This is a genomic window from Pseudomonas sp. URIL14HWK12:I6 (assembly GCF_000514195.1).
GTDB classification, from domain to species: domain Bacteria; phylum Pseudomonadota; class Gammaproteobacteria; order Pseudomonadales; family Pseudomonadaceae; genus Aquipseudomonas; species Aquipseudomonas putida_A.
Window position 1 is genome coordinate 142,627 of the sequence record NZ_AZVL01000006.1, and the last position, 14,276, is coordinate 156,902.

Here is a 14,276-nt window from a genome sequence, read left to right on the forward strand (position 1 = left end):
GCAGCCCCTTAAATCCACAACTTCTTGAAGTCACGTCCGCCGAAGATCAGGTTGACCATTGCGCGGGTCACCATGATGGCCGTGAACATCGAGGTAAAGATCCCGAGGGACATGGTTACTGCGAAGCCCTTCACCGGGCCGGTGCCCATGGCGAAGAGGATGCCGCCGACCAGCAGAGTGGTCAGGTTGGCGTCGAGAATCGCGGTGAATGCCCGGCCGAAGCCTTCGTTGATTGCACGCTGCACGGTCATGCCGGCGGCGATCTCTTCACGGATCCGCGAGAAGATCAGCACGTTGGCGTCGACCGCCATACCCATGGTCAAGACGATACCGGCGATACCCGGCAGGGTCAGCGTTGCACCCAGCAGCGACATCAGCGCCAGCAGCAGCACCATGTTCACCGCCAGCGCGACCGTGGCGATCACACCGAAGAAGCGGTAGATGGCGATGATGAACAGCGAGACGAACAGCATGCCCCACAGCGATGCATCGATACCTTTGGTGATGTTGTCAGCACCCAGGCTCGGACCGATTGTGCGCTCTTCCGCGAAGTACATCGGCGCGGCCAGACCACCGGCACGCAGCAGCAGCGCCAGCTCGGACGATTCACCCTGGCCGTTCAGGCCGGTGATGCGGAACTGCGCGCCCAGCGGCGACTGAATGGTCGCCAGGCTGATGATCTTCTTCTCTTCCTTGAAGGTCTGAACCGGCACATCTTTCTCGACGCCGTCGACAACCTGCTTGACGTAGGTGGTCACCGGACGCTGCTCGATGAAGATCACCGCCATGCTGCGGCCTACGTTCGAACGGGTCGCGCGGCTCATCAGCTCGCCACCGTGACCGTCCAGACGGATGTTCACTTCAGGCGTGCCGTGCTCGCCGAAACCGGCCTTGGCGTCAGTCACCTGGTCACCGGTGATGATCAGGCCACGCTCGATCTGCGCAGGAGGACGCTTGCCTTCACGGAACTCGAAAGTTTCGGAAGTGGCTTTCGAAGCACCCGGCTCTGCAGCCAGACGGAACTCAAGGTTGGCCGTCTTGCCGAGAATACGCTTGGCTTCGGCAGTGTCCTGCACGCCCGGCAGCTCAACCACAATGCGGTTGGCGCCCTGACGCTGAACGATCGGTTCGGCAACACCCAGCTCGTTGACGCGGTTACGTACCGTGGTCAGGTTCTGCTTGATGGAGTATTCACGGATTTCCGCCAGCTTGGCCGGGGTCATCGCCAGACGCAGCACCGGTTGACCGTTGAGATCGGCCGGAACAATGTCGAAATCGTTGAAGTTCTTGCGGATCAGCGCACGGGCCTGTTCGCGGGAGTCAGCATCGCTGAAGCCCAACTGAATGGCGCCGCCCAGTTGTGGCAGGCTGCGATAGCGCAGCTTCTCTTTGCGCAGCAGGCTCTTGACGTCGCCTTCGTAGACTTTCAGGCGGGCGTCGAGGGCTTTGTCCATGTCCACTTCCAGCAGGAAGTGCACACCACCGGACAAGTCCAGACCCAGCTTCATCGGGTGCGCGCCCAGATTGCGCAGCCATTGCGGGGTGGTCTGTGCCAGGTTCAGTGCGACGACGTAGTCATCACCCAATGCCTTGCGCACAACGTCCTTGGCCGGCAGCTGGTCTTCAGCCTTGGTCAGACGGATCAGACCGCCCTTGCCGTTGGCGGCCAGCGAAGCTGCCTTGACGTTGATCCCGGACTCACGCAGCGCGGTGCTGACGCGATCCAGATCGGCCTGATTGACCTGCAGTGCCGTGCTGGCGCCGCTGATCTGAATGGCCGGGTCATCAGGGTATAGATTGGGAGCGGAATAAATCAGACCGACCGCCAGCACCGCCAGGATCAGAATGTATTTCCACAGAGGATATTTGTTCAGCATCACGCCGCCCGTTATGAACGCGGGGCGCCTTGCGCGCCCCGTCGATTGAGTAGAAGTTGGAACCTTAGATCGCTTTCAGCGTGCCTTTTGGCAGCGTGGCGGCGATGGCGCCCTTCTGGAACTTCATTTCCACGGTGTCGGAAACTTCCAGAACCACGAAGTCATCGGCCACTTTGGTGATCTTGCCGGCGATGCCGCCGGTGGTGACCACTTCGTCACCCTTCGCAAGGCTGCTCAGCAGGTTCTTCTGCTCTTTGGCGCGCTTGGCCTGTGGACGCCAGATCATCAGGTAGAAGATGACCAGGAAACCGACCAGGAAAATCCACTCGAAGCCGCCGCCCATTGGGCCTGCAGCAGCCGGTGCAGCTGCGTCAGCCATGGCGTTAGAGATAAAAAAGCTCATTTAGCACTCCAGTTGCAAATGTTGAATCTTGGGGTCAGAAAACTCAGTCCAAAGGCGGAACGGGGAGCCCGCGTTTGGCGTAGAAGGCATCGACAAAGGCGGCCAATGTACCCTGTTGAATAGCCTCGCGCAAACCAGCCATCAGCACCTGATAATGGCGCAAGTTATGGATGGTATTGAGTATGCTGCCGAGCATTTCGCCGCACTTGTCCAGGTGATGCAGATAAGCGCGGGAGAAGTTCTGGCAGGTATAGCAATCGCAGGTCGGATCCAGCGGCGAATCATCATGGCGATGGAACGCGTTACGGATCTTCAGCACGCCTGTATCAATGAACAGATGCCCATTGCGGGCATTACGGGTTGGCATCACGCAATCGAACATGTCCACACCGCGGCGCACACCCTCAACCAGATCTTCCGGTTTGCCAACGCCCATAAGGTAACGAGGTTTGTCAGCCGGCATCATGCCCGGCAGATAATCCAGCACCTTGATCATCTCGTGCTTCGGCTCGCCCACCGACAGACCGCCAATGGCCAGGCCATCGAAGCCGATCTTGTCGAGGCCTTCCAGCGAGCGCATGCGCAGATCCTGGTGCATGCCGCCCTGAACGATACCGAACAGCGCCGCCGTGTTGTCGCCATGCGCGTTTTTCGAGCGCTGGGCCCAACGCAGCGACAGCTCCATGGATACGCGGGCGACGTCTTCGTCAGCCGGGTACGGCGTGCATTCGTCGAAGATCATCACGATGTCGGAACCCAGATCGCGTTGCACCTGCATCGATTCTTCCGGGCCCATGAACACTTTCGAGCCGTCGACCGGGGAGGCGAAGGTCACGCCCTCCTCCTTGATCTTGCGCATCGCGCCCAGGCTGAACACCTGGAAACCACCGGAGTCGGTGAGGATCGGGCCTTTCCACTGCATGAAATCGTGCAGGTCGCCGTGTTCCTTGATCACCTCGGTGCCCGGGCGCAGCCACAGGTGAAAGGTGTTGCCCAGAATGATTTCCGCGCCAGTGGCAACGATGTCACGCGGCAACATGCCCTTGACCGTGCCATAGGTGCCCACCGGCATGAACGCTGGGGTCTCGACGGTGCCACGCGGGAAGGTCAGCCGACCACGACGAGCCTTGCCATCGGTGGCAAGCAGTTCAAAGGACATGCGACATTCGCGACTCATTCTGTTTCCTCTGGGCCTGTGTGTTCAGGGGCAGTCGGGGCGGGATTACGGGTGATGAACATCGCATCACCGTAGCTGAAAAAGCGGTAGCCGTTGTCGACGGCGGCTTTATAAGCGGCCATGGTTTCGGGATAACCGGCGAAAGCCGAAACCAGCATCAACAGCGTGGATTCCGGCAAATGGAAGTTGGTGACCAGGGCGTCGACCACATGGAACGGCCGGCCCGGATAGATAAAGATGTCGGTGTCGCCACTGAACGGCTTGAGCACGCCATCGCGCGCGGCACTTTCCAGCGAACGCACGCTGGTGGTACCCACGGCAATCACCCGCCCGCCACGCTCACGGCACGCGGTAACGGCGTCGACCACGTCCTGGCCGACTTCCAGCCACTCGCTGTGCATGTGGTGATCTTCGATCTTGTCGACGCGCACCGGCTGGAACGTCCCCGCACCAACGTGCAGCGTGACGAACGCGGTCTCGACGCCCTTGGCGGCAATCGCCTCCATCAGCGGCTGATCGAAATGCAGCCCCGCCGTCGGCGCCGCCACCGCCCCCAGGCGCTGGGCGTACACGGTCTGATAGCGCTCGCGATCCGAGCCTTCATCCGGGCGGTCTATATAAGGAGGCAACGGCATGTGCCCGACGCGATCGAGCAGCGGCAGCACTTCTTCAGCAAAGCCCAGCTCGAACAGCGCATCGTGACGCGCGAGCATCTCGGCTTCACCACCGCCATCGATAAGGATCTTCGAACCCGGCTTCGGCGACTTGCTGGAGCGCACATGGGCCAGCACGCGATGCGTATCGAGCACGCGTTCGATGAGGATTTCCAGCTTGCCGCCCGAGGCTTTCTGCCCGAACAACCGCGCCGGAATCACCCGGGTATTGTTGAATACCATCAAATCGCCTGGGCGCAAATGCTCAAGCAAATCAGTGAATTGACGGTGTGCAAGGGCGCCGCTCGGCCCATCAAGGGTCAGCAGGCGACTACCGCGACGCTCGGCCAACGGGTGGCGGGCGATCAGCGAATCAGGAAGCTCGAAGGTAAAGTCAGCAACGCGCATGATGGGGTTCGTCTAGCAGGGCCGGAAAGTCTAGCGGAATTATCAAAAATTGACCATGAAACGTGATTGACCAACGGTAATCACCTCTCTATACTTCGCCGCCATTGAGCCCTGATGGCGGAATTGGTAGACGCGGCGGATTCAAAATCCGTTTTCGAAAGGAGTGGGAGTTCGAGTCTCCCTCGGGGCACCAAAATTAAGAAAGGTCTTGCTTAGCAAGGCCTTTTTTTTCGTCTGTCGGAAAGAGCCTCCTCTTCACTTAATGGCCACCTGCTCACCAGCGATGAGACCGGTTGCGCGATAAACTTGGCGAAGTATTTATCGCTAAAAGCGAAGAACTTCAGACGCTCGCCACAAGCTCAAAGCCTGCTGGCGATTTCTTGCCACATATGGTCGTAGTTGTATTTCAACCAACGAATCAGCAACTTGTCGAACAACCTGCGAAACCAATTACGCTGCCGCGCCACAAGCCTTTCCTCTATCTCGCCCCTGAGCCAATCAGGGTCAAAACCTGTCCAGACAGTCGGCAAAACCGCTGCAATGTTCATGAAGCACACCGGCGCTACTTCTGAATAAAAAATCTCGTAGAGCACCGCTGGATCGACGCCTTTTAGCTGGCATGCGATGTAATCGTAATCAGTGGGAAAATGGTTGAACGGTTCGGACAGTGCAGCTCTAACGTTTGTCAGTTGTGGTTCATTCAGAAAATGCTCCAACGGGAAAACCCCTCCATTTGCGTTCCACTGGCGCGGCGCAGTTCAAACGACGAGCCGATACAGGAACTCAGATATCTGGATCAGGCGCACGCGGGGCTTGAACAACTCCCCCAAACAAACGCTCAGCTATCTGACGACCTCGTTCCTGGCCCTCCTCCGTCAACCAGATCGATTTGTTCCTGTTTACCGGATTACTGATGAGACCCTGCTCATGCAATCGGTTCATGACTTCAAAATCGAAGCCTTTCCATGCATTGCCGTCGTCGGAACTGAAAGCGGCCAACAGGGCAAGCACAGCCTCTTCAATCAACTTTTCGTCGTATTCCATGATCGTCGCTCCGCTCATGTGCCTGAACTATCGTTGAGTTTGTCTGGCAGCTCATACTCGCTGGCCATCCTGAGAAACTCGTTCTGTTGCTTAGGTCATTGAATGTCTCGGCGCTGTCCGTGCAACCTGTTTTGCCTAAGGACTGCACCTGATGCGTCCGCTCAGTATAATCACGCCCGCCCGCACGCGGTCTGCCGCCCGTAGCGGCTTTCGTTGGTCGTTCCGACTTTCAAGACTCATGCTTAAGGACCTCCAAGGCCAACCATGGAAAAGTCACTGGAAACCGTCGCCCTGTTCTCTCTCAAACTCGCTTACGAGGAGGAAGGCCTGAGCCCGATTCTGCGGGATGACATGGTTATGGGTGACTATCAGAAAGACGTTTTCGAACTGCTGGTGCGCCGGGGTGATGTCGAGACCATCCAGTTCAAGATGAACGAGTGCCTGGGCTTGGCGATGGATGCGTTGGGCGGCGTCGAGAAACCGCTGGGGCGGGAGCTGCACAAGCTGTCAGCCGATTTCAGTCAGGCGCAGTCGCTGGAGCAGCTTGATCAGCCGCTCCTCGCGCTCAAGGGTTATCTGAAAGACATCCTCTGATCCATCGCGCCGTCCGTACAGTCTTTCAGCGTCGAGCCTTCAACACCCGAATATCCGTGGGAAACCCATCCGCCCCCACAATCTTCTTCCAGCCCACATACTGAAACTCGCCCCGCTCATCGATGTAATCGCCCTTCTCCACCGACCGGCCACCGACGATCGCCACGCGTTTTTCCTCGCCACAGCCGCCATCCGACGGGCGCACGGTGTAGATGACGTACGGCTTTACATATTGCGTGGCGCGGAAGTGTTGGCCGCAGATTTCGTCGACGGTGATGAGCATGGTTTTCAGGCGGGCTTCGCCGTCCATGTCTTCGTGCAGTTTGAGGAAGGAGATCTCGCCGACGTCGCTGTAGCCGAGTGAACGGGCGCGTTTGTACTCGGGGGAGTTCTGGTGGGCGATGCGGCCTTGCTCGGCGGCCTGGTTCATTCTGGCGGCGAACTCGGCATTGCCTTGCGCAGTGGTTGCTTCGGCCTGGGCGGCGACGTTTTCGCATTGCGCGAATTCGCGGGAGCCGAGGTATTGCGGCGTCAGGTTCGAGCGGCGCTGGTTCATGCTCCGCAGGCTGTTCTCCAGATCGCCGATCACCTCATAGGCGCTGGGTGCGCGACCGCTCTGGACGTCGGCGATTTTCTCCTGCATTCGCTGGCAGTTGGCGAGGTAATACTGCCAGCTGCTTTCCGGGGGCTCCTTCCACTCGGCGAATGCCGGGGTAATGACAGCGGCGCACGTGATTGCACAGAGCAAGCGCAGAACAGAAGCGGCTTTTGGCATGAGTAGTCCATTACAGGAATCAAGAAAGTGGCGCGACGCTACTATTTTGCTATCGTGCCGTCCACTGTCGGCAAGGTGCCGAGCGTTTGTACCGTGACGGGTTTCGAAGGATGGATACGATGGATGTTGTGTTTTTCTTTATCGCCTGGATAGGCATGTGGGTCTGGGTCGTCAGGCAGCGTGGTGCGTGGAATCTGCTACTTGCCAATGTGTTGGGTGCGGCCAGCGGCATGATTGTCGGCCTGGTGGTTTCGCAGCTTTGTGTCGGTCTGTTCGGCTCTAGCCGGCCACCGGTCCCGGGGGTCATGGGATCGCTTCTGGAAATGCTGGCGACTGCCGCGGCGCTGACCGGCGTATGGATGCTGGTGGCACGTCGCTCGCAGGTCGAACACCCTGTCGCGCGTCAGCTACTGGCCGGCCTTTGCGGCGTTGTGGCCGGCATAACGGCGATCATGTTTTTTGTTCAGATCAATCCGCCCAATCTCGGCATGTGAATGTCTTCGTGGCGTCAGACCTCTATTTTGATATCTTGCCGTCCATCTTCAGCACTCACCGCCAGTGGGTGCTGTTTTGCAGGCTATTGAAGGGTTAAGGAAAGGATCGAATGGAGTTTCTGAGTTTTCTGGCATTTATCGCCGCCTGGGGTTTGATGTGGCGCTGGGTGGTGAAAAACCGCGGCAGCTGGAATCTGTTTTACGGCAACATCGTTGGCGCGGCGGGTGGTTTTATCGTCGGCATGGTGGTGCTGTCGATCTTCCTGTCGTTGTTCCCGTCGGCGCATAAAGCCGAAAAGGCGCCAGTCGAAGACGTGATCGCACAGAACGATGTCACCACCAGTCTGTTGCCCGAAGCCGAGTCGGATTCAACGTCCGCGGTGCTGGAAAACGCGCCGGGCTTTGCCGCGATCGAGCCGGATAATCAACCTTCTCCGCCGGATTCCGCACTGCTGCCGAATTACGCCAGCCGGGCGCCGAAATCGATATCGGAAAAAACCGTCCTGGATCAGAGCGACGCGCAGGGCCGTAAAGCGCTCACCGCGCTGCGCGACAAGCTTGGGCAAAATGCAGACAGCGATAAATCGATGCTCGCGTATGTCATTTGCGGCACGGTGGTCACCAGCACACTGCGCTTCCCCGCGTCGGAGCGCTTCGCCGACAGTTCTGCCATTGTCACCAAGCGCTTCAAAGATCAGGTCTACACCCTCAGCAACAAGGTCACCGCGCGCAACATGAACGGTGATGACGTCACTTATCGCTTCGACTGTTCGGTGCAGGAGCAACCCGCGTCCGCCGAATGGCGACTGCTGAATCTGAAATTGCAGAAGGTCGGTTCTTAAGCCTCGTTTAAGGGTTCAAGGCGCCGGCTGCGCTATCATCGCCAGCCTGTGCGCCTTGAGCTTTGCCCCCGAATGTCCCCGATATCTGCTGACCTGAATCCGCTGCCTCCCGTCTTGGCCGGCCCACTGCTGCGCCGGCTGGAAACCACGCGCGTGGTGCTGTGGCTGGTCGGTACGCGTCAACTGTCGCTGACGTTGCGCCTGCAAGGCGTAGGAGACATCCCTCTCGATGCCGGGAAGTGCACGGTCATTCCTGTAGGCCGTCATGCGTTCGTTCATTTGATTGACGTTGTGCTCGACAGCGCCCTGCCCTGTGACACGCGCATCGACTATGACCTGCTGATCGACGGCCAGACGCCCATCGCCGAATGGGCGCCGCACCTGCTGTACGGCAATGCCCGCTGTCCAAACCTCGTCGTGCGCTCACGGATTGATCAGTTGCTGCATGGCTCCTGCCGCAAACCACATCATCCGGCGGCAGACGGTCTGCTGTGCGTCGATCAACTGCTGTCCGGCGAAACCGATCCGCAACAACGCCCAGCGCTGCTGATGATGAGCGGCGACCAGGTTTACGCCGACGATGTTGCCGGCCCGATGCTGCGGGCGATTCATGCGTTGATCGAGCGCCTCGGTCTGTTCGACGAATACCTCGACGGTGCCGTAGTCAGCGACAGCGCCAAACTCTACGAACACCCGGCCAGCTACTACCACCGCGCGGATCTGTTACCGGCGCTGGAGAGCAACGAGACCTTGCGCGAGCGATTTTTCGGCGGTGCGCGCAAGCCGATTTTCACCAGCAGCAGCGCCGACAATCATCTGGTCACGTTCGCCGAAGTGATGGCGATGTACTTGCTGGTGTGGTCGCCGGTTGCCTGGACGCTGATCAATCCTGCTGTTCCGTCCCTGACGCCTGAACGCTTGAAGCGCTACACCCTGGAGCAGACCCGAATCGATGGTTTCAAGGCCGGGTTGGCCAACGTTGCCCGGGCGCTGGCGCACCTGCCGAGCCTGATGATTTTCGATGACCACGACATCACCGATGACTGGAATCTTTCCGCGCAATGGGAGGAAACCGCCTACGGCCATCCGTTCTCCAAACGCATCATCGGCAACGCCTTGATCGCGTACATGTTGTGTCAGGGCTGGGGCAACAATCCGGATGCGTTCAAGGATGTGCTGGAGAACACCAGACGCCTGAGCGCCAGTGGTGACGATCAATATCTCGACAGCCCGGTGCAGGACGCGCTGATCGATGATTTGCTGCGCTTTCAGCACTGGCATTTCGTGCTGCCAACCAGCCCGGCGCTGGTGGTGCTCGACACCCGCACCCGCCGCTGGCGCAGCGAGATGGCACTCAAGCAACCCTCCGGTTTGCTGGACTGGGAAGCCCTGAGCGAACTGCAGCAGGAATTGCTCGATCATCCGTCAGCAATCATCGTTTCCCCCGCGCCGATCTTCGGCGTGAAGCTGATTGAAACCGTGCAGAAGGTTTTCAGCTGGTGCGGTTATCCGCTGCTGGTCGACGCGGAAAACTGGATGGCTCATCGCGGCGCCGCGCAGGTGATCCTGAACATTTTCCGACACACCCGCACACCCGGAAACTACGTGGTGCTGTCCGGCGATGTGCATTATTCCTTCGTCTACGAAGTGCTTATCCGACACCGCAAGGCCGGGCCACGGATCTGGCAGATCACCAGCAGCGGGATCAAGAACGAGTTCCCGAAAACCCTGCTGGAATGGTTTGACCGCCTCAACCGCTGGCTCTACTCGCCGCGCTCGCCGTTGAACTGGTTCACCAAACGCCGACGCATGCGCATCATGCCCTATACCCCGGAACATGCCGAAGCGGGTGAACGGCTGTGGAATTCAGCCGGGATCGGCCAGGTGTTTTTCAATGCGCAGGGACAGCCGAGCGAGATCATTCAGCACAATTCGAACGGGGCGGTGAAGACGCGGATGCTGGCGCCGGAGTTGGGGGATTATCCTGATTGATATGGTTTCCTTTTGCCCATAGTGAGATTGCAATGACGATACCTTCGCGATTACTTATCACCCGCGACAGCGTACATGCCGGCGATGATTGCGAGGCTCCCCATGCGCGCTGGATCAACCTGCAAGTGAGTGAAACCCTGGAGGATGCCCTGCGCCTACTACTCCACAATGGTTATCTGCCAAGCATTGCTGGTGGATGTGCGACCTGGATCGTACGCGGCCCTCAGGCCCTAGCTGTAGTTGCCCAACAATGGCGGGAGCCGCGTTTTCTGGTCGACGCCCAGTCGACACTGGTCAATTTGGAAGAGTTGAGATTTGTATATTGGTGCCAGGTAGATCCAGAGATTGTTTTCGACTGCCTGCTAACAGGCGCCGAACTTCCTGACAGATACAGCGGATTTAAGACGTTAAAGTAGTCGGAAGGGGATTACAGTTTTTAAGGAAACATCTCTGGAATCGCTGGTTCATACTCTGCCTCCCTTACACAGGAAGCAGAGCCATGCGAAAAAGAAAGCCAGACCCTTTAGAAATCGATACAACGACTTACCTTTTAAGCTCCCCGGCCAATGCTAGAAGGCTGCTGAGATCTATCGCAGAAATGCACAATGGAATTCGTGCAAATACGGACGCCTCTTCGTTCAATTTCGTGCCTCTCAGTCAGTTGAGACCGCCAGCCCCACACCTCTGACAATCATCCCCACCTCCCGCTCATCAATCGTCAGCGGCGGCAACAGCCGTATCGTCTTGCCACGCGTCACGTTGATCAGCAATCCATGATCCCGCGCCGCAATCAGCGTCAGATCGCGAATCGGCTGTTTCAACTCGATGCCGATCATCAAGCCCTGCCCGCGAATCGCCAACACATTGGGGTTGTCTGCCAGTTCGGCGCGCAGGCGGGTCAACAGGCGCTCACCCTGCACCCGGACATTTTCCAGCAAGCCCTGTTCTTCGATGATATCCAGCACCGTGCAACCGACCCGGCAGGCCAGCGGGTTGCCGCCGAAGGTGCTGCCATGGCTGCCGGGAGTGAACAGGTCCGCCGCTCTGCCCCGTGCCAGGCAGGCGCCGATCGGCACACCGTTGCCGAGGCCTTTGGCCAGGGTCATGACGTCCGGCACGATACCTTCATGCTGGAACGCAAACCACTGACCGGTGCGGCCGATGCCGGTCTGGATTTCGTCGAGCATCAGCAGCCAGGCGCGCCGATTGCACACTTCCCGCAGAGCTTTGAGGTAGCCGGGCGGCGCCAGTTGCACGCCGCTTTCGCCCTGGATCGGCTCGACCAGAATCGCCACGATGCGCTCGCCATGCTTTTGCTGCAGTTGATCCAGCGCCGCCAGATCACCGAAAGGCACTTTGACGAAATCCCCCGGCAGATCATTGAAGCCCAGCCGCACCGCTGGGCCATCACTCGCCGACAACGTGCCGAGCGTGCGGCCATGAAATGCGTTGGCCATGACTACCACCAGCGGCTGTCCGATACCTTTGCTCCAGCCGTACAAGCGCGCAAGTTTCAGTGCGGTTTCGTTAGCCTCAGCACCCGAGTTATTGAAGAACGCGCGATCCATGCCCGACAGCTCAGTCAGCCGTTTGGCCAGTTGCTGCTGCCAGTCGATGCTGTACAGATTGGAGGTGTGCAGCAGCATTCCGGCCTGCTCACTGATGGCCGCGACGATCCGTGGGTGCGAGTGCCCGACATTGGTCACCGCAACCCCGGCGACAGCATCCAGGTATTCACGACCGGCCTGATCCCACAGGCGAGTGCCCAGACCTCTGGTGAAACTCAGAGCCAGCGATTGGTAGGTGTTCATCAGGGCGGCGGTCATGACTTCAAACTCCAGTGAAGGTCGGTGTGTTTGCAGTATGGTTAGCCACCAGAACTGGATAAACTCGGCAAAACTTCAATCATTTAAAAGCAGGGCTTGATAATGGACCTGTTGCAGGCAATGAGCGTCTACGTGAAGGTCGTGGAAGCCGGGAGCATGACGGCAGCTGCGTTGCAGTGCGAAATGTCCACGACCATGGTCGGAAATCACCTCCGCGCACTGGAGCAAAGGCTCGGCGTGCAGTTGCTGCAGCGCACCACCCGCCGGCAGCGACTGACCGAGTTCGGTAGCGTTTACTACCAGCGCTGTCTGGATGTTTTGGGCTTGGTGGCCGACTCCGAACGCCTCGCCGAACAGGCCCTTGATGAACCACGTGGTCTGCTACGCATCACCGCGCCGCTGACTTTTGGCGTCGAACGCCTGGCCCCGGCGCTCAGCGAATTCTCCCTGCAATACCCGCAGGTGAAGATGGACGTGGTGCTGACCAACCGCCGCCCGGATCTGCTGGAAAGCGGCCTCGACGTAGCGTTTCGACTGGGGCATTTCGAGCAGTCGAACCTGATCGCCCGACCGCTGATCGATTACACCCTGACCGTGTGCGCCTCGCCGGCTTACGTCGCCCGACGCGGCATGCCGATCACCCCGCAAGACCTGCAACAACACGACTGCCTGTCCTTCGCCTACCCTGCCGGCGATGACTGGCAATCAGTGGAAAAACGCTGGCGCCTCAGCGGCCCGGACGGCGAGATTCTGGTCGACGTCAGCGGCCCGATGCTGATGAACACCTCGGCCGGCCTGCATCAGGCAGCGCGCACCGGCATGGGCATCGTGATGTTGCCGGATGCGCTGGTGGAACAGGATCTGCGCGACGGCAAACTGGTGACGGTGATCCCCGATTACCAGCCACCGAGCCGCCCTTTGCATCTGTTGTATGCCCCGGATCGTTATCGTTTGCCGAAGCTGCGGCGCTTCGTCGAGTTCGCGATGAAAACCTGGGGCAGATCCTGACTCAATTGCTATCGACTACGCTCCGGTGATTGCCGACAAGGATGCTGTTATCGATGAGAAACGACCTTACCGTACGCGATCTGTTGCCCGAAGAAGTGGAGCCGGTGCGGATGTTTCTCAACCAACATGGCTGGGGACACCGAACAGGCTCCAGCGACTACTTCGCCCAACTCATCGAAAACTCGCAACGCACTGCCGTCGCGCTGAGCGGCGAGCAGATCATCGGTTTCGCCCGAGGCATCACCGATGGTTTGTCCAACGGTTATCTGTCGATGGTCGTGGTTGATGGCCAGCATCGGCGCGCCGGCGTCGGGCGCGCACTGGTCGAGCATGTCATGGGGACAACCCCGAGATCACTTGGGTCCTGCGCGCCGGGCGCGAAGGTGCGGAGGCGTTTTTTGCCAGTTTGGGGTTTGAAACATCGGTGATTGCCATGGAGCGCCCAAGGCTCAAGTAACACGTGAGATTCAACTCCCGCTTTTCACCAACACCGGTTTCTCCTGATAACGCTGCGCAAACAACTGCTTCAACTGCGCCACCTTGGGCATGTCGTTGATCACGATGTACGGATAGCTCGGGTGTTCGGTGAGGAAATCCTGGTGATAGTCCTCCGCCGGGTAAAAGCCGTTGTAGGTTTCCAGTTGGGTGACGATCGGTTTGTTGTAGGCATGCGCCGCGTCGAGTTGGGCGATGTAGGCCTGGGCCACACGTTGTTGATCGGCATTGACCGGGAACAGCGCCGAGCGATATTGCGTGCCGCTGTCCGGCCCTTGGCGGTTGAGTTCGGTCGGGTTGTGGGCCACCGAAAAGTAGATCTGCAGCAGGCTGCCGTAGCTGACTTGCGTCGGATCGAAGGTGACTTGTACTGACTCGGCATGACCGGTGTCGCCCTCGCTGACCCGCTCATATTCCGCCGTGTTCGCCGCACCGCCGGCATAACCGGAAACGGCTTTCTGCACACCTTTGACGTGTTGGAAAACCCCTTGCACGCCCCAGAAACAACCACCGGCGAACACCGCGGTTTCACTGTGCGCCTGAGTGGTTTCGTCGAGGACTGGCGGCGGGATGACCACCGCGTCCTCTGCACCGAAAGAGAACGCCGAGCACTGACCGATCACACCTGCCATGGCGACGCCGAGCAATGCACGTCGCCAGTTGTTTTGAGCTTTCATGTTGCGCACTC

The 14,276-nt window shown here is 59.0% G+C and carries 15 protein-coding genes, 1 tRNA gene and 1 pseudogene; 8 read left to right on the top strand and 9 right to left on the bottom strand.

Features of this window, described 5'->3' with window-relative positions; genetic code table 11:
* Nucleotides 1-8: 8 nt before the first annotated feature.
* The 4 genes from secD to queA form a co-directional block, all read right to left on the bottom strand.
* The gene (gene secD, locus H043_RS0112410) at nt 9-1,877 is read right to left on the bottom strand and encodes a protein translocase subunit SecD (protein WP_027612141.1); all 1,869 of its coding nucleotides are present in this window, start codon (nt 1,875-1,877) and stop codon (nt 9-11) included.
* Between the two features lie 64 nt (nt 1,878-1,941).
* Complete coding sequence (gene yajC / locus H043_RS0112415) at nt 1,942-2,280, bottom strand: preprotein translocase subunit YajC (RefSeq protein ID WP_003227923.1); 339 nt, start codon at nt 2,278-2,280, stop codon at nt 1,942-1,944.
* A 43-nt stretch (nt 2,281-2,323) separates the two neighbouring features.
* Nucleotides 2,324-3,439, bottom strand: a complete 1,116-nt coding sequence (tgt, locus tag H043_RS0112420) for a tRNA guanosine(34) transglycosylase Tgt (RefSeq protein WP_177325625.1) — start codon at nt 3,437-3,439, stop codon at nt 2,324-2,326.
* Nucleotides 3,440-3,453: 14 nt separating this feature from the next.
* Entirely contained in the window at nt 3,454-4,518 is a 1,065-nt protein-coding gene (gene queA / locus H043_RS0112425) for a tRNA preQ1(34) S-adenosylmethionine ribosyltransferase-isomerase QueA (protein WP_027612143.1), read from the bottom strand.
* Between the two features lie 108 nt (nt 4,519-4,626).
* Here queA and H043_RS0112430 point away from each other — a divergent pair.
* A tRNA-Leu gene (locus H043_RS0112430) sits at nt 4,627-4,711 on the top strand.
* Nucleotides 4,712-4,877: 166 nt separating this feature from the next.
* Here the strand turns inward: H043_RS0112430 and H043_RS0112435 are convergent.
* On the bottom strand, nt 4,878-5,234 hold the full coding sequence (locus H043_RS0112435; protein ID WP_027612144.1) for a hypothetical protein: 357 nt from the start codon (nt 5,232-5,234) through the stop codon (nt 4,878-4,880).
* A 67-nt stretch (nt 5,235-5,301) separates the two neighbouring features.
* Nucleotides 5,302-5,562, bottom strand: a complete 261-nt coding sequence (locus H043_RS0112440; RefSeq protein ID WP_027612145.1) for a DUF6429 family protein — start codon at nt 5,560-5,562, stop codon at nt 5,302-5,304.
* A gap of 264 nt (nt 5,563-5,826) precedes the next feature.
* Here H043_RS0112440 and H043_RS0112445 point away from each other — a divergent pair, with 264 nt between their 5' ends.
* Nucleotides 5,827-6,156: a hypothetical protein gene (locus H043_RS0112445; RefSeq protein ID WP_027612146.1), complete on the top strand. Its 330-nt coding sequence runs from the start codon at nt 5,827-5,829 to the stop codon at nt 6,154-6,156.
* A gap of 25 nt (nt 6,157-6,181) precedes the next feature.
* On the opposite strand, the gene H043_RS0112450 is transcribed toward H043_RS0112445, so the two are convergent.
* Nucleotides 6,182-6,931, bottom strand: a complete 750-nt coding sequence (locus H043_RS0112450; protein WP_027612147.1) for a hypothetical protein — start codon at nt 6,929-6,931, stop codon at nt 6,182-6,184.
* A 119-nt stretch (nt 6,932-7,050) separates the two neighbouring features.
* Between H043_RS0112450 and H043_RS0112455 the strand changes: the two genes are divergently transcribed.
* From H043_RS0112455 to H043_RS0112470, 4 genes are all read left to right on the top strand, one after another.
* Nucleotides 7,051-7,425, top strand: coding sequence for a hypothetical protein (locus H043_RS0112455; RefSeq protein WP_049827877.1), 375 nt, complete (start codon nt 7,051-7,053; stop codon nt 7,423-7,425).
* 110 nt (nt 7,426-7,535) lie between these two features.
* Nucleotides 7,536-8,267: a hypothetical protein gene (locus tag H043_RS0112460; RefSeq protein ID WP_027612149.1), complete on the top strand. Its 732-nt coding sequence runs from the start codon at nt 7,536-7,538 to the stop codon at nt 8,265-8,267.
* 72 nt (nt 8,268-8,339) lie between these two features.
* Nucleotides 8,340-10,259 (top strand): alkaline phosphatase D family protein, encoded by a 1,920-nt coding sequence (locus tag H043_RS0112465; RefSeq protein WP_027612150.1) that lies wholly within the window; start codon nt 8,340-8,342, stop codon nt 10,257-10,259.
* A gap of 32 nt (nt 10,260-10,291) precedes the next feature.
* The gene (locus tag H043_RS0112470; protein WP_027612151.1) at nt 10,292-10,675 is read left to right on the top strand and encodes a hypothetical protein; all 384 of its coding nucleotides are present in this window, start codon (nt 10,292-10,294) and stop codon (nt 10,673-10,675) included.
* Between the two features lie 237 nt (nt 10,676-10,912).
* Here H043_RS0112470 and H043_RS0112475 read toward each other — a convergent pair whose 3' ends face one another.
* Entirely contained in the window at nt 10,913-12,085 is a 1,173-nt protein-coding gene (locus H043_RS0112475; protein WP_027612152.1) for an aspartate aminotransferase family protein, read from the bottom strand.
* 102 nt (nt 12,086-12,187) lie between these two features.
* Between H043_RS0112475 and H043_RS0112480 the strand changes: the two genes are divergently transcribed.
* Nucleotides 12,188-13,093 carry a LysR family transcriptional regulator gene (locus H043_RS0112480; RefSeq protein ID WP_027612153.1) on the top strand — a complete coding sequence of 302 codons (906 nt, stop codon included), beginning with the start codon at nt 12,188-12,190 and terminating at the stop codon, nt 13,091-13,093.
* Between the two features lie 53 nt (nt 13,094-13,146).
* Nucleotides 13,147-13,550: pseudogene (locus H043_RS29110) on the top strand (GNAT family N-acetyltransferase).
* Nucleotides 13,551-13,560: 10 nt separating this feature from the next.
* Here the strand turns inward: H043_RS29110 and msrA are convergent.
* Complete coding sequence (msrA, locus tag H043_RS0112490; protein ID WP_027612155.1) at nt 13,561-14,265, bottom strand: peptide-methionine (S)-S-oxide reductase MsrA; 705 nt, start codon at nt 14,263-14,265, stop codon at nt 13,561-13,563.
* Between the last annotated feature and the right edge of the window lie 11 nt (nt 14,266-14,276).